The sequence below is a fragment of the Streptomyces sp. NPDC059785 genome, from assembly GCF_042732375.1.
In the GTDB taxonomy this organism is placed as follows: domain Bacteria; phylum Actinomycetota; class Actinomycetes; order Streptomycetales; family Streptomycetaceae; genus Streptomyces.
This window is the reverse complement of sequence record NZ_JBHWHV010000006.1, coordinates 205,039-224,035: the sequence shown is the minus strand read 5'-3', so window position 1 is coordinate 224,035 and position 18,997 is coordinate 205,039. Positions and strand designations below refer to the sequence as shown.

At 74.1% G+C, this 18,997-nt stretch carries 17 protein-coding genes; 6 read left to right on the top strand and 11 right to left on the bottom strand.

Features of this window, described 5'->3' with window-relative positions; translation table 11 throughout:
• Positions 1–51 precede the first annotated feature (51 nt).
• On the bottom strand, positions 52–1,260 hold the full coding sequence (locus tag ACFV6E_RS07080) for a S8 family peptidase (protein ID WP_385459750.1): 1,209 nt from the start codon (positions 1,258–1,260) through the stop codon (positions 52–54).
• Between the two features lie 313 nt (positions 1,261–1,573).
• On the opposite strand from ACFV6E_RS07080, the gene ACFV6E_RS07075 reads away from it, so the two are divergent.
• Positions 1,574–2,383, top strand: a complete 810-nt coding sequence (locus ACFV6E_RS07075; RefSeq protein ID WP_385165914.1) for an SGNH/GDSL hydrolase family protein — start codon at positions 1,574–1,576, stop codon at positions 2,381–2,383.
• Positions 2,384–2,415: 32 nt separating this feature from the next.
• On the opposite strand, the gene ACFV6E_RS07070 is transcribed toward ACFV6E_RS07075, so the two are convergent.
• The 4 genes from ACFV6E_RS07070 to ACFV6E_RS07055 form a co-directional block, all read right to left on the bottom strand.
• Positions 2,416–4,041, bottom strand: coding sequence for a serine/threonine-protein kinase (locus tag ACFV6E_RS07070; protein WP_385459748.1), 1,626 nt, complete (start codon positions 4,039–4,041; stop codon positions 2,416–2,418).
• Between the two features lie 57 nt (positions 4,042–4,098).
• A complete protein-coding gene (locus ACFV6E_RS07065; protein ID WP_385459747.1) occupies positions 4,099–5,643 on the bottom strand; it encodes a sulfite exporter TauE/SafE family protein in 1,545 nt (514 codons plus the stop codon).
• On the bottom strand, positions 5,640–7,253 hold the full coding sequence (locus ACFV6E_RS07060) for a tetratricopeptide repeat protein (RefSeq protein ID WP_385459745.1): 1,614 nt from the start codon (positions 7,251–7,253) through the stop codon (positions 5,640–5,642). Before ACFV6E_RS07060 ends, ACFV6E_RS07065 begins: the two co-directional genes overlap by 4 nt.
• 109 nt (positions 7,254–7,362) lie before the next feature.
• Complete coding sequence (locus tag ACFV6E_RS07055; protein WP_385177375.1) at positions 7,363–8,886, bottom strand: DUF4331 domain-containing protein; 1,524 nt, start codon at positions 8,884–8,886, stop codon at positions 7,363–7,365.
• Positions 8,887–9,074: 188 nt separating this feature from the next.
• Here ACFV6E_RS07055 and ACFV6E_RS07050 point away from each other — a divergent pair, with 188 nt between their 5' ends.
• The 3 genes from ACFV6E_RS07050 to ACFV6E_RS07040 all read left to right on the top strand — a co-directional run bounded on the left by ACFV6E_RS07050 (position 9,075) and on the right by ACFV6E_RS07040 (position 10,802).
• Positions 9,075–9,617 carry a sigma-70 family RNA polymerase sigma factor gene (locus ACFV6E_RS07050; protein WP_385177373.1) on the top strand — a complete coding sequence of 181 codons (543 nt, stop codon included), beginning with the start codon at positions 9,075–9,077 and terminating at the stop codon, positions 9,615–9,617.
• Positions 9,614–10,417, top strand: coding sequence for an anti-sigma factor domain-containing protein (locus ACFV6E_RS07045; protein WP_385177371.1), 804 nt, complete (start codon positions 9,614–9,616; stop codon positions 10,415–10,417). Before ACFV6E_RS07050 ends, ACFV6E_RS07045 begins: the two co-directional genes overlap by 4 nt.
• 115 nt (positions 10,418–10,532) lie before the next feature.
• Positions 10,533–10,802 (top strand): hypothetical protein, encoded by a 270-nt coding sequence (locus ACFV6E_RS07040; RefSeq protein WP_385177370.1) that lies wholly within the window; start codon positions 10,533–10,535, stop codon positions 10,800–10,802.
• A gap of 27 nt (positions 10,803–10,829) precedes the next feature.
• On the opposite strand, the gene ACFV6E_RS07035 is transcribed toward ACFV6E_RS07040, so the two are convergent.
• Genes ACFV6E_RS07035 through ACFV6E_RS07025 form a run of 3 tightly spaced genes read right to left on the bottom strand, consistent with a single transcriptional unit; the run spans position 10,830 to position 13,867 of the window.
• On the bottom strand, positions 10,830–12,059 hold the full coding sequence (locus tag ACFV6E_RS07035; RefSeq protein ID WP_385459743.1) for a CaiB/BaiF CoA transferase family protein: 1,230 nt from the start codon (positions 12,057–12,059) through the stop codon (positions 10,830–10,832).
• 57 nt (positions 12,060–12,116) lie between these two features.
• On the bottom strand, positions 12,117–12,893 hold the full coding sequence (locus ACFV6E_RS07030) for an ABC transporter permease (protein WP_385177366.1): 777 nt from the start codon (positions 12,891–12,893) through the stop codon (positions 12,117–12,119).
• Positions 12,890–13,867, bottom strand: coding sequence for an ATP-binding cassette domain-containing protein (locus tag ACFV6E_RS07025; RefSeq protein WP_385177364.1), 978 nt, complete (start codon positions 13,865–13,867; stop codon positions 12,890–12,892). Before ACFV6E_RS07025 ends, ACFV6E_RS07030 begins: the two co-directional genes overlap by 4 nt.
• 63 nt (positions 13,868–13,930) lie before the next feature.
• Between ACFV6E_RS07025 and ACFV6E_RS07020 the strand changes: the two genes are divergently transcribed.
• Positions 13,931–14,644, top strand: coding sequence for a TetR/AcrR family transcriptional regulator (locus ACFV6E_RS07020; RefSeq protein WP_385459741.1), 714 nt, complete (start codon positions 13,931–13,933; stop codon positions 14,642–14,644).
• A gap of 77 nt (positions 14,645–14,721) precedes the next feature.
• Here ACFV6E_RS07020 and ACFV6E_RS07015 read toward each other — a convergent pair whose 3' ends face one another.
• From ACFV6E_RS07015 to hmgA, 3 genes are all read right to left on the bottom strand, one after another.
• Positions 14,722–15,930 (bottom strand): type ISP restriction/modification enzyme, encoded by a 1,209-nt coding sequence (locus ACFV6E_RS07015; RefSeq protein WP_385459740.1) that lies wholly within the window; start codon positions 15,928–15,930, stop codon positions 14,722–14,724.
• Between the two features lie 61 nt (positions 15,931–15,991).
• A complete protein-coding gene (locus tag ACFV6E_RS07010; protein ID WP_385165998.1) occupies positions 15,992–16,741 on the bottom strand; it encodes a GntR family transcriptional regulator in 750 nt (249 codons plus the stop codon).
• 97 nt (positions 16,742–16,838) lie between these two features.
• Positions 16,839–18,176 (bottom strand): homogentisate 1,2-dioxygenase, encoded by a 1,338-nt coding sequence (gene hmgA / locus ACFV6E_RS07005; RefSeq protein WP_385165996.1) that lies wholly within the window; start codon positions 18,174–18,176, stop codon positions 16,839–16,841.
• Between the two features lie 262 nt (positions 18,177–18,438).
• Here hmgA and ACFV6E_RS07000 point away from each other — a divergent pair, with 262 nt between their 5' ends.
• A complete protein-coding gene (locus ACFV6E_RS07000; protein ID WP_385165993.1) occupies positions 18,439–18,957 on the top strand; it encodes a hypothetical protein in 519 nt (172 codons plus the stop codon).
• The last annotated feature ends 40 nt before the right edge of the window (positions 18,958–18,997 follow it).

The window sequence follows — 18,997 nt, the reverse complement described above, 5'->3', positions numbered from 1 at the left end:
CGGCCGGGACGCGCCGGTGTGGCGGGCGCGCGGACGGCCGGGCCGTGAGCGTTACGGGACGAGCTTCAGGAGCTTGTTCGGGGAGCCCGTGCCCGCGCTGGTGACCACGCCGGAGGTGGCGCCGTTCACCAGGGCCGTGGAGACCTGCGCCGGGGTGGCGGAGGTGTGCCCGGCGAGGTAGACGGCGGCCGCGCCCGCGACGTGCGGGCTGGCCATCGACGTACCGGAGAGCGTGGCGGTGGCGGTGTCGCTGGTGTTGTAGCCCGCCACGATCGAGACGCCGGGCGCGAAGAGATCGAGCGAGGAGCCGTAGTTGGACCAGCTCGCCTTGGCGTCGGTGCTGCTGGTCGCGCCGACCGTGATGGCCGCGGCCACCCTGGCGGGCGAGTACGAGCTCGCGTTGGCCCCGCTGTTGCCCGCCGCCACCGCGTAGGTCACACCGCTGGCGATGGAGTTGCTGACCGCCGTGTCCAGCGAGGTGGAGGCGGAGCCGCCGAGCGACAGGTTGGCGACCGCCGGTGAGGTGTGGTTCGCGGTCACCCAGTCGATGCCCGCGATGACGCCCGCGGTGGTCCCGGAGCCGTTGTTGTCCAGGACCCGGACCGCCACGATGTCCGCCTTCTTGGCGACGCCGTAGGTGCTGCCCGCGATGGTGGTGGCCACATGGGTGCCGTGGCCGTTGCCGTCCTGCGCGGTGGTGTCGCCGTCCACGGCGTCGTAGCCGTTCGAGGCGCGGCCGCTGATCTGCGAGTGGGTGATCCGCACGCCGGTGTCGATGACGTAGGCCGTGACGCCGGAGCCCGCGGTGTCCGGGTAGGTGTACGTGCCGGACAGCGGCAGCGCCGACTGGTCGATGCGGTCCAGGCCCCACGGGGCGCTGGACTGGGTGGTGTCCGTCAGGTGCACGGTCTGGTTCTGCTCGACAAAGGCCACGGCCGGGTCGGCGGCGAGTCTCCTGGCCTCGGCGGCGGAGAGCTCGGCCGTGTAGCCGTTCAGCGCGGCGCCGAACGTCTTCTCCACCGTGCCGCCGTACTCCTCGACGAGGTCCTTGCCGGCGGCGGACGCGGCCCTGAAGCCGGCGTTCTTCTCGAGCGTGACGATGTAGCTGCCCGCGATCGCGGTGGGGGAGCCCGCCGCGAGCACCGTGCCCTCGGCGGGGGCGGCGTGGGCGGGCAGTGCGGTGATTCCGCCCACCAGTGCGGCGGTCGCCGCGGCGGTGACCGCGGCGAGTCGGATCTTCTTGGTGCGCAGCTGTGCCATGACGGGGGAGTCCTCCTCCGGATGGCGCGCTCCCGGTGGGGTGCGCGCTGGACGGGGTGCGCGCGTGATGACGCGCACGGACCGGAGCGTCGCGTACCGCTCGCGGGCCGACTCCAGGGTCGGCCGCAACGTCCGTGCAGCTCAAGGGAGTTGAGAGGTTGTCATAAGCCTGACATGGACACGCAATCAAACGCATGGTGAACGCGCGGGTTGCCGGGTGGGCATGAGGGGAAATTTTTGGCATGGACACTTCTCGTCAACACGCGTAGCTGGTACCACAGTCAAGGCAGAGATCCTGCTAAAGGGAGGTTCCATGAGACGTTCCCGAATTACGGCATACGTGACCTCGCTGCTGCTCGCCGCCGGCCTCGCCCTCACCGGGGCAGCCGCGGCGCACGCGTCCACGACCGCCGCGGCCCCCGCCTACGTCGCCCTCGGCGACTCCTACTCCTCCGGTGTCGGCGCCGGCAGCTACATCAGCTCCAGCGGCGACTGCAAGCGCAGCACGAAGGCGTACCCCTACCTCTGGGCCGCGGCCAACTCGCCCTCGTCGTTCACCTTCGCCGCCTGCTCGGGCGCCCGTTCGAGTGACGTCGTCTCCGGCCAGCTCGGCTCGCTCACCTCCGCCACCGGCCTCGTCTCCCTCAGCGTCGGCGGCAACGACGCCGGTTTCGCCGACGTCATGACGACCTGTGTGCTCCAGTCCGAGAGCTCCTGCCTGGCCCGCATCGCCACGGCCAAGGCGTACGTCGACTCCACGCTCCCCGGCAACCTCGACACCGTCTACTCGGCGATCAGCGCCAAGGCCCCGTCGGCCCACGTGGTCGTCCTGGGCTACCCCCGCTTCTACCAGCTGAGCGGCAGCTGCCTGCTCGGCCTCTCCGAGACCGAGCGGTCCGCCATCAACGGCGCCGCCGACTACCTGGACGCCGCGATCGCCAAGCGGGCCGCCGCCCACGGCTTCACCTTCGGCGACGTCAGGTCCACCTTCAACGGCCACGAGATCTGCTCCGGCAGCGCCTGGCTGCACAGCGTCAACTGGACCAGCATCGGCGAGTCCTACCACCCGACCGCGGCCGGCCAGTCCGGCGGCTACCTGCCCGTCTTCACCAGCGCCGCCTGAGCGCCCGTGCCCTGAACGCGACGCGCACGGCCTCAGGACGAAGGTGACGAGCTGGAGGCCCCGCCGGCCGGGGTCTCCGTCTCGCACGTCACCGAGAACGGCACCCAGTTCGACGTCGTCCGCACCGGCGCCCGCACCTCCACCCCGATCGCGTTCTCGTACGTGCCTCCCGCGTCGTACGTCGTCACGATCACCGTCCGCTCCCGGCTCCGGCCGCCGCCCCCGGGGAACGACAGCGTCTTCCAGCCGGGGTCGGACACCTCACCCTTCTTCGTCACCCAGCGGTAGTCCACCTCGACCGGCACCACGCCCACCGTGAACGTCGCCGTGAAGGCGGGCGCCCGCGCGTCCGGCGGCGGACAGCTCCCCGAGTAGCCGGTGTGCGCACCGGCGACCGTCACCCGCACGGACTGCGCCGCGGAGGTGCTCGCGTGGCCGCTGCCCGAGCCGCTGCCGCCGCTGCCTCCGGACGAACCGTCACCGCCGCTGCCGTTCCCGCCCGAGCCGCCGCCGGAACCGCCGCCCGAGCCCTCGCCGCCGCTGCCCGAACCGGAGTTGCCGCCGCCCCCGTCGTCCCGGTTCAGCAGCGCGTACGTCAGACCGGCCAGGGCCAGGGCGAGCGCCACCAGACCGGCGATCACCGCGAGGGCCGCACGGCGGTTGCGGTCGGCCGGGCGGCCCGGGGAGGCCGTGGCCGCCGTCGTGGTCGCCGCCGCCGCGGACGACGGCACGGTCTCGGCGGTGGGACCGGGCCGGGCCGCCGGTTCCTGCGGCAGCCCCGCGATCGTCGGCGTGTACGGCACCGCGGGCGGCGCGTCCGTACGCGGTGCGCCGCCCGCCGCGACGGCCCGCAGATTCTGTTCGGCGCGCTCCGGGGAGACCCGGGCCGCCGGGTCCTTGCGCAGCAGCCCCTCGATCACCGGGGCCAGCGGGCCCGCGCGGCGCGGCGGCGGCAGCTCCTCGTCCACCACCGCGCGCAGGGTGCTCAGCGGGGTGTTCTGCCGGAAGGGCGAGTTGCCCTCGACCGCCGCGTACAGCAGCACGCCCAGGGACCACAGATCGGACTCGGGCCCCGGGGTACGGCCCAGCGCCCGCTCCGGTGCCAGGAATTCGGGCGAGCCGATGACCTCGCCCGTCATGGTCAGCGCGGAGTCGCCCTCGACCGTGGCGATCCCGAAGTCGGTCAGGACCACCCGCCCGTCGTTCGACAGCAGGACGTTGCCCGGTTTCACGTCCCGGTGCAGGACACCGGCGGCGTGCGCGGCCCGCAGGGCGGCCAGTACCTCGGCTCCGATGTGCGCGGCCCGCGGCGGGGACAGCGGGCCCTCGGCGTCCAGCAGATCGGACAGGGCGACGCCGCGGATCAGCTCCATGACGATCCACGGGCGGCCGTCGTCCGTCGCCACGTCGTACACGGTCACCACGTTGCGGTGGGCGACCCGGGCCGCGGCCCACGCCTCCCGCTCCAGGCGGGTGTACATCCGCTCGACGTCGCGCGCCGGGATCCCGGCCGGGGCGCGCACCTCCTTGACGGCGACCTCGCGGTGCAGCACCTCGTCGCGGCCCCGCCAGACGGTGCCCATCCCGCCCGCGCCCAAGGGGGACAGCAGCCGGTACCGGCCCGCGATCACACGTTCACTGCCCGGTTCCTCGGACACGGGCGACCCCCATCCGCCTGCGCGTGACGTCCCCACGTGATTCCCCACAAACGTAGCTCAACCGAGCGCGCTTGCCGCCCCCTTGAACACCAATCCGGCCCCGAGGGCCACGACGACGCACGCGGACCCCAGCGGTGCGCTCCTGCGGAGCAGCGCCGCCGCGGGGCCGCCGGTCCACCGCGGCCGCCTGGCCAGCAGCCGGGCCATCCCGCCGCCGAGCCTGACCACGGCGAAACCGGCCGCCGTGAGCGTCAGGGCGAGACCGGCGCCGTACGCGAGGACCAGCAGCAGCCCGAACCATGCCTGTCCCAGCGCGGCGGCGCCCACCAGGACGACGACCGCGGACGGACTCGGCACCAGACCTCCGGCGAACCCGAGCAGGATCGTCCCGCGCAGGGTCGGCGCCGTGGGATGGGTGTGCGTGAACCCGCCGTGGGAGTGCGTGTGACCGTGCTCGTGCTCGTGCTCGTGCTTGTGGTCGTGGCCGTGGTCATGCCCGTGCGCGTGGTCGTGCGTGTGGGGGTGGTCGTGCGTGTGGGGGTGGCCGTGAGCCTGGGTGCGGGCCCGCCATGCCCTGCGTACGAGGGAGGCTCCCGCGAGGGTCACCAGGATGCCGCTGGTGACGCCCAGCCAGGCGATCACGGAGGGCGCGGCGGCCGAGCCCGCCGTGACGAGGAGGCCCAGGGCGACGACGCCGAGGGTGTGCGTGACCGTCACCGACGCGGCGAGCGGCAGCACGTCGCGCAGCGTCGCCCGGCCCCGGGCGGCGGCGGTCGCGGCCATCAGCGTCTTGCCGTGCCCCGGTGCGAGCGCGTGCATGGCGCCCAGGCCCACGGCGATGACGAGGGCGAGCGCGGCGAAGCCGAGGGTCAGGTCGTGCCGGGCCACCAGCCCGTCGAGGGCCCGGGTGAACCGGTCGGCGCCGCGCGGCAGTACGGAGGCGGCGGGCGCGTCGCGGTCCTCCTCGGCCCCGGCCAGCGCGGGCCCGCCGGGCCGCACCCGCAGCGCGGCGGACGCGGTGTCGGCCGGTGACGACAGCAGCTCCTTCGGATAGCGGGTCAGCCGTCGGGACACGGAGTCCTCGGGTACGTCGGACGCGGTGAGCGTCGTACGGTCGCCCCGTGCGGTGATCTCCCGCCAGCCGGGCCCCGAGCCGGTGGCGGCGGCGCGGAAGCGCACCGCGACGGAGCCCTCGGGCAGCGGCGCCGTCAGCCGGCACTCCACCCGCAGCGTGGAGAGCCCGGCCTGCCCGGGGCGTACCCGGACCCGGCTCGCGCCCGCCGTCAGCGGCACGTTCCGCCCGGCGGCGGTGACCCGGCTGTCCCGGGCGGCGCTCGCGCACCGCCGCCGGGCCCACTCCGTGTCGCCCAGCCGCTCACGGTCGGGCTCGGCCTGGGTCGCCGGGATCTCCGCGAGGTCCTCGACGTGGTCCACCCGGAGCAGACCGGGCGCGGTGACGAGCCCGTCGTACCGGTTCACCGTGAAGTTGCCCAGCGGGTGCGCGCTCGCGGCGGAGGCGGGCCCCAGCACCAGCGCGCAGACGGCGACGAGCACGGCCGCGCAGACCGCGACCGCCCGCCGGGACAGTGGACGGAGCCTCACTTCGCCTCCTTCAGGGCGGCACGGGCCGCACGGGCGCCCAGCGGGGAGAAGCCGGGGCTGAGGTCGAGGGCCGCGGTCAGGGAGGCGTCGCCCGCGGCGCGGTGGCCGGTGGCGCGCTCGATCATGCCGCGGTGGTAGAGGAACGTGGCGTTGCGGTAGCCGGTGGCCGTGGCCCGGCGGGCGTACGGCAGCGCCTCGGCGTCCCGGCCGTTGACATGCAGCGCCCAGGCCAGGGCGTCCGCGGTGTGCACGGTGCGGCGGCGGTCCCACTCGGCGCGGGCGGCCGTCAGCGCGGCCTCGCGGTCGCCGTGGTCGGCGGCGGCCAGGGCGGTGTCGAGGTCGGCGTTGACGCCGTTGACGCGGGCGAGCGAGATCCAGGCGTCCACGAGCGCGTACTGGTCGCGTGCCTTCTGGCGGTCGCCGTCCGCGCCGCGGGCCTCGTACAGCTCGCCGAGTTCCACCAGCGACTGGGGCAGCGGGGCGCGGGCCACCACCGTCTCCATCACCTTGATCGCCTCCGCCCGGTCGCCCTTGTGGTCCCGGGCGGCCAGGGCGCGGGCCCGGCCCTCCAGCGCCGGCAGGTACGCGTCGTCGGCGGCGAGCGCCCGCGCGTAGTACGTCAGGGCGGTGCCGTACTCGCCCTGGGCGGAGGACAGCTGGCCCAGCGCCGTCGCCACGTACGCCACGTCGCCGCGGGAGACCGACGTGGCGAGCGCCTGCCGCAGGACGCGGCCCGCGGTGCGTATGTCGCCGCGCAGCTCGCGCACGTATGCGTACCGCGTGAAGACGGGGACGCCGGGGCGGCGGGAGTCGGCCTCGTCGGCGGCCTTCGACGCCTCGTCGTAGCGGCCGAGTTCGACCAGGGCGTCGATGCGGGAGGCGAGCGCGCGCTCGCTGTACGGGTTCTGGTCGAGGGCCCGCTCGGCGAGGCGCAGCGCCTCGGGGAACCGGTGCCGGGCCGCGGCCAGGGCCGCCTGCCCCGCGAGCGCCGGGTCGTAGTCGGGGCGGAGCTTCAGGGAGCGGGCCAGCGCGCGTTCGGCCTGCGGGTAGCGGGAGGGGTCGCCCTTGGTGCGCGCCTGCTCCACATACGCGAGGCCGAGCGTCGCCCAGGACCCGTAGTCCTTGGGCTGGGACCGCAGCTGGGCCTGGAGCGACCGGACGCTCGTGTCGAGGTCGGCGCTCGCGAGCAGCTGCGGCGCGGCGGCGGGCGCGGACGAGACGGCCGTGGTCCCGCCGTCGTCCCGGGCGCCCAGCACGACGGCGGTGGCGCTGAGCGCGACGGCCAGCGCGACGGCGCACGCGGCGAGCTGCGCGACCCGCCCCCACCGCCCGCCCCACCGGGCGGCCGGTGCCTGCACGTCCCCGGCCCGCCGCCCGGCCGGCGCCTCCGTGCCGGCGCAGTCGGCGGCCGCACCGCCCGGGGCGCCGGCCCGGGTGTCGCCCTCCGTGCCGGCGCGGAGGGCGGTGTTCGCCGTGCCGCCCGGGACGTCGGTCCCCGTGTCGCTCGCCGCGTCGGCGTCGGACGCGGCGATCCCGCCCGGGGTGTCCGTGTCCCCGGGCCCGGCGCCGTCCCGGCTGCTGGGCGTGTGGTCGTTGCTGCGCGGGGACATGGTTCTCCTTCGGCGTCCGCTGCGGCGGGTGGCGTGGTCCGGGGGTGGGGCGGCGCGGCCCGCGCCGTGGGGGATGAGTACGTGCGGGCCGCGCCGGTCGGTGACCGGGTCAGTAGGCCCGGTTCATGCGCCGGCGCCACCACAGCAGACCGGCGGTGATCAGCAGGAACCCGGCCGCGCCCGCCGCCGCGGAGCCCGCGATCAGCATGGTGTCCGTGCCGCTGCCGGAGCCCGCGGGGGTGAGCCCGCCGAGCTGGTTGCGGACGTTGTTGCCGTTGCCCTTGGCGGTCGCCCCGCGCGAACCCGCGGTCGGCTGCGCCAGGTACGGGAACGTGTGGCCGAACTTCTTGTCGTTCTCGTCGACCGCGTCGCCCAGGTCGTTCTTGGACCCGACCAGCTCGCCCTCGACCACCTGCAACGCGACGTCGAGCACGTCGTCGGAGAGCCGGCGCCCGTTCGGGAACCCGGCGTTGTCGCCGTCGAGGACGCCGAGGCGCTTCGGCTCGGCGGCCGGCTTGATCGACGTGTTGAGCCGCAGCTCCTCCGCGGGCCGTACGTGCGGCGGCTGGTTGAGGCCCTCGACGCCCTTCAGGAAGACGTCGACGAGGTCGTTCCTCGGCTCCGCCGGCGCCTCGATCTTGTAGATCGACTCGATGAGCTTCGGCAGCTCGGGGTTGGTGACGTTCTTCAGGAAGTCGGCGTCGTTCCAGGGCGCGGACGCGTTGAACTTGTCCTTGTCCTTCTGCGGGTTGACGACCTCGTTGACCAGCGGCATGCCGAGGCGCGAGACCTGCGTCCAGTCGCCGTGCGCGTCCTTGCGCTGCGTGGTGGACCAGATCCCGACGACCGGCTGGTCGGCGGACTCCTGGATCATGTCGGTCGGCACCTGGAGGGCGATCGAGTTGACGTTGTAGCCCTTGAGCGTGTCCCGTCCGACCTCGGACAGGTCACCGCCGTAGAGCAGGTCGAAGACGCGCAGGTCCAGGAAGAACGGGTCGTCCGCCTGCCCGGCGAACGTCGTCGAGCCGCCCGCCAGCTCGTGCACCGCCTGGTCGCGCAGCTTGCCGTACTCCGGCATCGACGCCTTGCCGACGTTCGACGGCGCCACGGGGACGTCGTCGGCGACCTTCGTCTTCGAGACCAGCTTCTGGTCGTGCAGCTTCAGCAGGTCGATGTCGTAGGTCTGGGTGATGTTCAGGTCGGGGTCGTCGAGGCTGGTGACCGGACCCGTGTTGTACAGGAACGTGTCCTTGTTCTTCGTGTGCGTCTTGAAGGTGTAGCGGTAGACCAGCTCGCCCTGCGCGTCACCGTTGTTGTCGATGTGCAGGTCGTACTGGGCGTCCTCGGCGAACGTGTAGAAGTTCGGTCCGCCGGCCGGTTCCTCGAAGGGGATCCAGTTCGCCACGATCGTCGTCGTGTCGGGCTTGTCCGGGCTCACGAACGCGTACACGTCCGTGTTGTCGTACTGGGGCTGCCCCGAGATCAGCGGGGCCTCCCGGTGGCTGGAGGCGGCGGCCGCCCCCGGTTCCAGCGCGGTCACGCCGGCGGCTGCGAGCCCTCCGGCGGCCAGCGCACCACAGACGAGGGTCGCGATGCCCCTGCGGCCCGGGCCGCTCCTGGAGTTAGGTGTCATGCCGTCCGTCCTCACGTCAATTGCCTGACGCACGCCATTCGGAACGGCCGCCGCACCGGATTGGTCGAATTTCCAAACACTCCCGACCCGCGTTTTCGCCCCGCTGATCCGTAACCCCATCCGCGGGGGCGCCCGCTGCGAACACTTCGGTGAAGGGACGGGCCGTACGCGGCCGGAGAGGGGGACGGGTGGAGGCGGACGAACTTCTGGTGCTCGTGGCCGGAGGTGACCAGAAGGCTTTTGAGGAGCTGTACGGGCTCGTGTCGGGACCGGTGTACGGACTGGTGCGCCGGGTGGTGCGGGACCCGGCGCAGTCGGAGGAGGTGGCCCAGGAAGTGCTGCTGGAGACGTGGCGCTCCGCGGCCCGCTTCGACCCCGGCCGCGGCAGCGCCCTGTCCTGGGTCCTCACGCTCGCGCACCGCCGGGCCGTCGACCGGGTGCGCAGCGCCCGCGCCGCGACCGAACGCGAGCAGCGCGAGGGCCGCCGGTTGCACTGGCCCGCCTTCGACCAGGTCGCCGAGGAGGTGGAGGCCGGCCTCGAACGGGAGTGGGTGCGCCGCTGCCTCGACCGCCTGACCGCCCTGCAACGGCAGTCCGTCACCCTCGCCTACTACGACGGATACACCTACCGTGAGGTCGCCGAACGGCTCTCCCTGCCGCTCGGCACCGTCAAGACCCGGATGCGCGACGGACTGACCCGGCTGCGCGACTGCCTGGGAGGGGCCGCATGAGCGTGCTCGGCCGGCTCCTCCGCCGCGATCTGCACTCCCTCGCCGCGCCCTACGCGCTCGACGCCCTGGAACCCGGCGAACGGCGCCGCTTCGAGCACCACCTGCGCCGCTGCGCCCGCTGCGCCGCCGAGGTGCGCGCGCTCGGCGAGGACGCCGTACGGCTCGCCTGGTCCACGGCGGCCCCGCCGCCGCCCGCCCTGCGCGAACGGGTCCTCACCGCCGTACGGACGACGCCGCAGGAACCGTTCGAGGTGCGCCCGGAACTCGACGCCGCACCCGCGCGCGCGGTGCAGCGGCCGCCCTCACGCGCGCGTGCCCCGCGGTTCCGGCCGCTGCTCGCCCCGCTGGCCACCACCACGGCCGCCGCCGCGCTCGTCGTGGCGGCGCTCTTCGCGGTGCAGTCGGCGCGCACCCAGGACGAACTGGCCCAGGAGCAGGACCGGTCACGTGAGATCGCCCACGTTCTGTCGGCGCCCGACGCCCGCGCGACCAGCGACCGCGACGCCGAGGGACGCGGGATCGGCGTCATCGCCTCGGCGTCCGAGCGGCGTGCGGTGGTGACCGTGAGCGGGCTGGGGGCGCTCACCGGTGACCGAGTGCATCAACTGTGGCTCATGCGCCCGGGCGTGCAACCACGCTCCCTCGGGCTGATCGACGGCGACACGCCTCTGGTCGCGAGTGCCCTGGACAACGACGCGACCTCACTCGCTGTGACCGTCGAACCCGAGGGCGGATCACCGGAACCCACGACTGCCCCGGTTGTCCAACTCGCCCTGGAATCGGTCGGATTCGGAGAGTAATGGTCAACGCCCTTGCGGGGTAGGTGAATCACGTGCCCGCGATACACGAGTGCCACCAGGGAGCGATAGGGTTAGCCTGCCCGGGCCGGGTGCCCTCGTACGGGTGGGGAGTGACATGGAACAGATAACAGTGCGCAGCAGGGCGCGAGTCCCTGCGATCACGTGCGGGAGCAGCGCGACCAGTTCGCGTCTCGACCGCCATCTCGCGGTGCTGGGCGGTCCCGCCGTCCCGCAGCGTGAGACGGTCGAGGCGACGTCCTTGATGCGGGAGCTCACCGCGCGTGACGCCGCGCACGACCGCAGCGGCAGGGGTGCCCGAGTGAGGCATGTCTCGCTCTTCGCCCCGCTGCGGCGACTGCGCCGTTCGCTTTTCGGCGGTCGCTGAGCGGGGGTCGGCGCTCCCGACCCCCGCTCAGGCGGCCACCCCGGCCACCCCGTCCCGGCACAGCGCTGCGATCTCCTCGTCCGTCATCCCCACGGCACGCAGCAGCGCCACCGTATGTTCGCCCAGTGCGGGCACCGCTCCCATCCGCGCCGTCTCCCCGCCCGGCAGCGCGATCGGCGGGAGCAGCGCCCGCAACGGCCCGACCGGTGACCCCACCTCCCGCCAGCGTTCCCGCGCCGCGAGCTGCGGATGCTCCGCCACGTCCCGTACGTGTCGCAGGCGCGCGCACGCGATGCCCGCGCTCTCCAGGCGGGCGACCGCCTCGTCCGCCGTCAGCCCGGCCAGCGCCCCGCCCACCAGCGCGTCGGTGCGCTCCCGGTTCACGACCCGCGCCGCGTTCGTCGCGAACGCCTCGTCGCTCCCCAGCTCCGGCCGCCCGACGACCTGTTCGGCGAGCCGCCGCCACTCCCGGTCGTTCTGCACCGACAGCAGCACCCGCCCGCCGTCCGCCGTCGGATAGGCGTCGTACGGCGCGATGACCGCGTGCGCCACCCCGGTCCGCTCCGGCGGGGTCCCGCCGTGCATCGTGTGGTGCAGCGGATGCCCCATCCACTCCGCGAGCGCCTCCAGCATCGACACCTCCACCGGGCCGCCGCGCCCGGTCGTGCCGCGCCGCAGCAGGGCCGCGAGGACCCCGGAGAACGCGTACATCGCGGCGGCGATGTCGGCCGCCGGGACGCCTGCCTTCACCGGCTGCTCGGGCGTGCCCGTCACCGACACGAGCCCCGCCTCGCACTGCACCAGCATGTCGTAGGCGCGCTTGCGGGCGTACGGGCCCGTCGCCCCGTAACCGGAGATGTCCACGGCGACCAGCCGGGGGTGCGCGGTGCACAGGGCGGCCGCGTCGAGGCCGAGCCGGGCCGCCGCGCCGTGTGCCAGGTTCTGCACGAAGACGTCCGCGTCCGCGATCAGCCGCCGTACGACGGCCAGTCCGCGCGGGTCCTTGAGGTCGAGGGCGATGGATTCCTTGCCCCGGTTGCACCAGACGAAGTGCGAGGCGAGCCCCGCGGCGGCGGTGTCGTAGCCACGGGCGAAGTCGCCGCCGTCGATCCGCTCGACCTTGATGACCCGGGCGCCGAGGTCGGCGAGCTGCCGGGTCGCGAAGGGGGCCGAGACGGCCTGTTCGACGGCGACGACGGTGATGCCCTCCAGGGGCAGGGGGAGCGGCGCTGCGGCGGGCTGCATGCGGTGGATCATGTCCCGCGCGTGCCGCCCTTGTCATGACCCGGGCCCGAGAAAAAGACGCCCCGGGGTTCAGCCGCGTGCGTACCGCCGTACGGCGAGCGGGGCGAACACCGCTATCAGTACGGCGCACCAGGCCAGAGACCCGGCGACCGGGTGCGTCACCGGCCAGGCGCCGTCGGTGGGCACCGGGGCGTTGCCGAACAGGTCGCGCAGCGCCGTGGACACCGCGCTGATGGGGTTCCACTCGGCGATCGTCCGCACCCAGCCCGGCAGGTTGCCGGTGGGGATGTACGCGTTCGACAGGAGCGGCAGGATGAAGGTCGCGCCGCCGAGTTGTCCCGCCGCCTCCTCGCTGCGGGAGGCGAGACCCAGCAGGATGCCGGCGCAGGACGTGGCGAACCGGAAGAGCAGCAGCAGGCCCACGGCACCGGCCGCCCCGAGCGCGGACCCCTCGATCCGCCAGCCCACCGCGAGCCCGACCAGCATGAGCGGGACCATGCCCGCGGCCGTGACGACGAGGTCCGCCGCGGCCTGTCCCAGCGGCACGGCGGCCCGGCTCACCGGCAGGGTGCGCAGGCGGTCCGTCACACCCCGGTGGGAGTCCTGCGCCGCCTGGAACATGCCGGTCATCAGGCCGTTGGCCGCGGTCGCCACGAGCAGTCCCGGCACCAGGAAGGCGCGGTACTCCTGTCCGGGTGTGGCCAGCGCGCTGCCGAAGACGTAGCCGAAGAAGAGCAGCATCGTGACCGGCATGGACTGGGTGAGGATCAGCAGGCCCGGGTTGTGCCGCAGCCGCCGGAGCTGGCGGCCCGCCATCGCGGTGCCGTCGTACGTCAACGTGCTCATGTCACCAGCTCCTTGGGCTCCGCGGGGCGGTCCGTGCCGTCGGTCCGGCCGCGGGTCAGCCGGAGGAAGACGTCGTCCAGGGTCGGCCGCCGCAGGCTCACGTCGAGCAGCGGCACCGAGGCGGCGTCGAGTTCGCGGACCAGGCGCGGCAGGGTCAGCGTCGGGTCGGTGGTGACGGCGCCCGCGGTGTGCCGCTCCCGGTTCAGCACCGGCTCGTTGCCGGTCAGCCGGTCCAGGACGGCCGCGGCGCCGGGCAGCGCGTCCCCGTCGGCGACGACGACCTCCGCGTACGAGCCGATGAGCGCCTTGAGTTCGGCGGGGGAGCCGGTGTGGGCGACCCGGCCCCGGTCCACCAGGGCGATGTCGTCGGCCAGCCGGTCGGCCTCGTCCAGGTACTGCGTGGTCAGCAGCACGGTGGTGCCGTCGTCCTTCAGGGCGCGCACCGCCTCCCAGATCCGGTTGCGGCTGGCCGGGTCGAGGCCGGTCGTGGGTTCGTCGAGGAAGAGCACCCGGGGCCGGCGGACCAGGCTCGCGGCCAGGTCGAGGCGGCGCCGCATGCCGCCGGACCAGGTGGACGCGGGCCGGTCGGCGGCCTCGGTCAGGCCGAACCGCTCAAGCAGCTCCGCCGCCCGGCCCGCCGCGTCCGGCACCCGGTGCAGCCGGGCGAAGAGCCGCAGGTTCTCGCGGCCCGTGAGGTCGCCGTCGACCGAGGTGGACTGCCCGGTGACCCCGATCGAGCGGCGGACGGCGGCGGCCTCGCGCACCAGGTCGTGCCCGGCGACCCGCGCGGACCCGGCGTCGGGCCGCAGCAGCGTCGTCAGCAGCCGTACGGCGGTCGTCTTGCCCGCCCCGTTCGGCCCGAGCACCCCGCAGACCGTGCCCTCGGCCACCGCGAGATCGAGCCCGCGCAGGGCATGGACGGACCCGAACCGCTTCTCCAGACTCTCACTAAGTACAGCGTACGTAGTCGTCATGCGTCGACCATAGCGCACTCCGTACGGTGTACGTAACTAGGATGGTCACGAGGTGATCGATCGATGGCAGGGCGCAGTGCCGTACCCGGAGTGATCTGGGCCCGTCCCGAGCGTGCGGGGCGCGGGCCGCGCCCCGCGTACAGCCGCGCGGACATCGCGGCCGCCGCCGTGCGGCTCGCGGACGCGCAGGGGCTAGACGGGGTGTCGATGCGGCACGTGGCGGCCGAACTGGGCTGCGGCACGATGTCGCTCTACAACTACGTGCCGCGCAAGGAGGACCTGTACGAGCTGATGGTCGACGCCATCAGCGCCGAGCACGAGCTGTGGGAGCCGTCGGGCGACTGGCGCGCCGACATGCTGCGGGTCGCCCACCAGACCCGCGCCCTGATGCACCGCCACCCCTGGCTGCCGCGCCTGATGTCCCCGGTCTACGGGTTCAGCCCCCACGCCCTGCGCTACCTGGAGCACTGCCTCGCCTGCCTGGAGCCGCTCGACGCGCCCTACGGCACCCGCATGGAACTGGTCGCCATGCTGAACGGTGTGGTGACGACCTATGTGGCCAACGAACTGGCGACGGCCGAGCGGAGCCGTTCCCTGCCCTGGTCGAAGGAGCAGGAGAACGCGGTCAGGATCGGCTACCTCGGCGGACAGCTCGCGACAGGCGCGTATCCGCGGCTGGCCGCCGCGTTCCAGGAGGACGCGGGACCGATCGACATGGAGGCGGTCTTCGCGCGGGCGCTCGACCGGGTCCTCGACGCCTTCGAACCCAAGGGGTGAGCAGCGGGCGCTAGGGCGTGTGGCGAAAGTCCCGCCTGCCGCCCTTCGGGCGAACGACGGGACTTTCGCAACACGCCCTAGAGCAGCGCGAACTGGCCCTCCGGGCCCTCCTCGTGGTGGTCGAGGACCGAGGCGGGCCTGCGCGCCCGCTCCGGCACGGGCAGCACGCCCGCCGCGCACAGCTCCGCCCGGGTGATGGGCGACCGTACGGTCAACTCGTCCTGCCGGGGCCGCAGTTCTGCCAGCAGGGCCAGCACCGTGACCAGTTCGAGCAGCTCCGAGGTCCACGTCTGCGGCCAGGCGCCGGGCCCGATGGCCTGGAGGGTGCCGGGCTCCGCCTCGGCGGTCCTGGCCGCGAACCACTGCTCCAGGACCCGGACGCCACCCACCTCGTAGTCCCACGCCTCGGGCGGCACGGGGGAGATACGGCCCTCGTCCAGGTGCAGGCTCTCCTCGTCACGGTCGTAGCGGAGGGCCAGCGGCCTGGCGGGCAGGGGTGCGCGGACGTACGGGCGGCGCCCGCCCGGCAGTTTGGGGCGCTCGCCGTCGCGCCGCATCAGCCACAGCATCCGGCGGCCCGACTCGACGCCCGACGACCACACCCCGGCGTCGGCGGTCAGCGGGACGGCGGGGCCCCCGCGGTCCGCCCGCGCGACCGCCACCGTCCAGGCGAGCACGTCCACCGGGCCGGGACGGTGGCCGAGCCGGGCGGCGAGATGGTCGAGCAGACCGGGCGCGAGGTTCGGTTCGAGGGCACCGGGACGCCGGTACAGCGGGCGGACCCGGCCGGGGCGCGGGGCGGCCGGACGGTCGGCCGCCGCTCCGGGCTGCGGCAGGGCGACGGGCAGCACCGGCGAGAGAAGCAGCGCCGGCCCCGGCGCCCCGGGCGCGGCCGGCTGTTCGACGGCGAAGACCTGATGCGCGTCCGCCACCCGCCACAGCTCGGGGCGCGCCGCGTCGATCAGCCGGTGGTCGGGGATCAGCCACTGCTCGTCGAAGGGCGCGCACAGCACCCGTACGGGTTCGGGGCAGGGGCCCTCGGCACGGGCGAGGCGGCCCGTCCCGCTGGACTGGCCCGGCAACTGGGCGACCGCCGAGTGCAGCGTGCGGGAGCGGGTGGGTCCGAAGAGCGTCTCGCGGTCCGCGCCCTCCGCCTTCAGCAGGGCGTCCCAGCGCGCCCGCAGGGACGCGGCGTCGGGGGCCGTCGGCCACCCGCGGCCCGGCCGCGGCGGTGCGACGGACCACGGCATGAGGTCCGCGAGCAGCGGAGCGTCGTCGTGCGTCACGCCAAGGATCGTACGACGGGGCGGGGCCCGGGTGGCCGGGGGCGGCGGACCCGGGGGCGGCTCAGTGCGCGTCCAGGGTGACGGTGAAGGAGAACCGGTCGCCGCGGTAGTGGATGCGGGCGACGTCCAGGGCCCGGCCGTCCTCGCCGTGCACGACGCCCGTGTAGTGCAGGATCGGGCTCAGCAGCGGTACCTGGAGCAGCCGCGCGGTCTCCGGGTCCGCGAGCCGGGCCTCGACGGTGTCCGTGATCCGGCTGATGGGCACGCCGACGACGTCCCGCAGCACCTTGGTCATCGGCCAGCGCACCAGGTCCTCGGGGTCGATCAGCGCCGCCAGTTCGGGGCGCACGTAGTTGCGCGCGTGGTTCGTCGGCTCGCCGGTCCGCTCGTCGCTGCGCAGCCGGTGATACGCGCCCGCCTCGGCCACGTCGGGAAAGTACTCGGTGAGTTCGGCGGGCACCGGCACCGTGCCGTGGTCCAGCAGCTCCGTCGTCATCCCCGACTGCTGGGCCACGATCGTGTCCACCGAGCCGAGCAGCCGCACCGGGGTGCCCCGGCGCGCGTCCGGCTCGATGAACGTGCCGCGCCTGCGGTGCCGGGAGATCAGCCCCTCGTCCTCCAGCTCCTTGAGCGCCTGCCGCATGGTCAGCACGCTCACCCCGTAGTGGCCCGCCAGCTTCTCCTCGGTGGGCAGCCGCAGCGGGTCCCGCGGCGACCGCCCGAGTATGGAGGCGCGCAGGGACTGGGACACCTGGTACCAGAGCGGCAGCTTGCGGTTCAGCACGATCGAGTCCGGGGCGAAGGAGGTCACGACGGTATCCGTACCGGTCGTGCGCGCTCAGTGCAATGGGCGGTGATCGGTCAGCGGTGGGCGCGCGGGCGCCGGCGGGGATCGGCCGGCGGCCGGGTCAGCGGTCCGGTCGGGCCTCCCGTCGGAAGTGGCGCTGGAGGCCCTGCCACACGTCGTCGTACCCGCGTTGCAGATGGTCCGCTCCGGCCGCCTGCGCGGTCGCGGTCACCGGCCAGCGCGTCTCGAACATGAAGGCCAGCCCGTCGTCGACCTTCTGCGGCCGCAGCTCGGCGGCGCTCGCCCGGTCGAAGGTCTCCCGGTCGGGACCGTGCGCCGACATCATGTTGTGCAGCGAGCCGCCGCCCGGCACGAAGCCCCCCTCCCCGGCGGACTTGGCGTCGTAGGCGCCCTCGATGAGCCCCATGTACTCGCTCATCACGTTCCGGTGGAAGTACGGCGGCCGGAAGGTGTCCTCGCCCACCAGCCAGCGCGGCGCGAAGACGACGAAGTCGACGCCCGCCAGGCCCGGGGTGTCGCTCGGCGAGGTCAGCACCGTGAAGATCGACGGGTCCGGGTGGTCGTAGCTGATCGTCCCGATGACGTTGAACCGGCGCAGGTCGTAGCGGTACGGCAGATGGTTGCCGTGCCAGCCGACGACGTCCAGCGGGGAGTGGTCGTACGTCGCCGTCCAGAGGTTCCCGCAGAACTTGTTCACGACCTCGACCGGGCCGGGCTCGTCCTCGTACGCGGCGACCGGGGCCTCGAAGTCCCGGGCGCCCGCCAGGCCGTTGGCGCCGATCGGGCCGAGGTCGGGCAGCCGGAACGGCGACCCGTAGTTCTCGCACACATAGCCCCGGGCCGAATCGTCCAGGAGCTCCACACGGAAGCGGACACCACGGGGGATGAGCGCGATGTGTCCCGGCTCCACATGCAGCAGCCCGAACTCGGTGCGCAGCAGCAGCCCGCCGCGCTCCGGGACGAGCAGCAGCTCCCCGTCGGCGTCGCTGAACACCCGCTCCATCGACGCGTTGGCGTGGTACAGGTGCACCGCCATGCCCGTGCGCTGCGTCGCGTCGCCGTTGCCGCCCAGGGTCCACAGACCGGCGAGGAAGTCGGTGCCGGGCGCCGGCTCGGGCAGCGGGTTCCAGCGCAGCCGGTTGGGGTCGGGCACCGTCTCCGTGAAGGGCGCCGTGCGGACCGCGCCGTTGCCGGTGCGGGTGAACGCCGGGTGCGCCGCCGAGGGCCGGATCCGGTACAGCCACGAACGCCGGTTGTGGGCCCGCGGCTCGGTGAAGGCCGTACCGCTGAGCTGTTCCGCGTACAGGCCGAGCGGGGCGCGCTGCGGCGAGTTGCGGCCGTGCGGCAGTGCGCCCGGGACCGCCTCCGAGCCGTGTTCGTTGCCGAATCCGGAGAGATACGCCAGCCCCTCGGCGGTCTTCCGCAGGTCCCCGCTCATGATCGCTCCCTCGCTCACGGCTTCCGCTCCCGATTCCTGTGCTTCACCGTAGGATTCGGCTTTTCCCCGCGCAAGGGGGCGGCGCGGGCACCGGACAGGACCGGCCACGGGCCGCGCCGGGCACGGGGACGGGACCGGTCACCGGCCGCGCGCCCGGCGCCGGGCGGGCTCCCTGAGGTGTACGTCCTGGGTTCCGTGGGCGGGGCGAGAACCCGACTCCAGGGGGATCCGGTCACCGGAAGGGTGTTCTACGCTCCCGGGCATGTCGTGGACGCGCGGACTGCTCGCCGCGCTCGCCATCGGCGCCCTGCTCGGCGGATCGGCGGGCTGCGGCACCGGCGAGGCGCACGGGCAGCAGGAGACGGTGTCGGCCTCGCCCGTGGGCAAGGTGCTGGACGACACGGACGAGAAGGGACGGCACTACCGTGAGGTCGAGGGCGAGCACGCGCCGGACGTGGCGGTCGAGGTCCAGCCGGACGACGCCTTCGACGGCTGGAACGTCACGCTGACCGTCCACAACTTCCGCTTCTCGCCCGCCGGCAGCCGCGCGGTGGCCGTGGCCGGGCGGGGTACCGCCGTGCTCTTCCTCGACGGCCGCCCCCTGACCCGGCTGCGCACACCCGGGCACCACCTCTCCGGCGGCCTGGTCACCCGCGGCACCCACCACCTCACCGCCCGTCTGTACGCCGACGACCGCACGGTGTGGTCCGTCGCGGGCAAGCCGGTGGAGAGCACGGCGGACATCACGGCGTCGGAGGCCACGGCGGGTCCGACGCCCTGACCGTCCGCCCGTTTCCGTGCGGACGGGCAGGCGTGGTTCT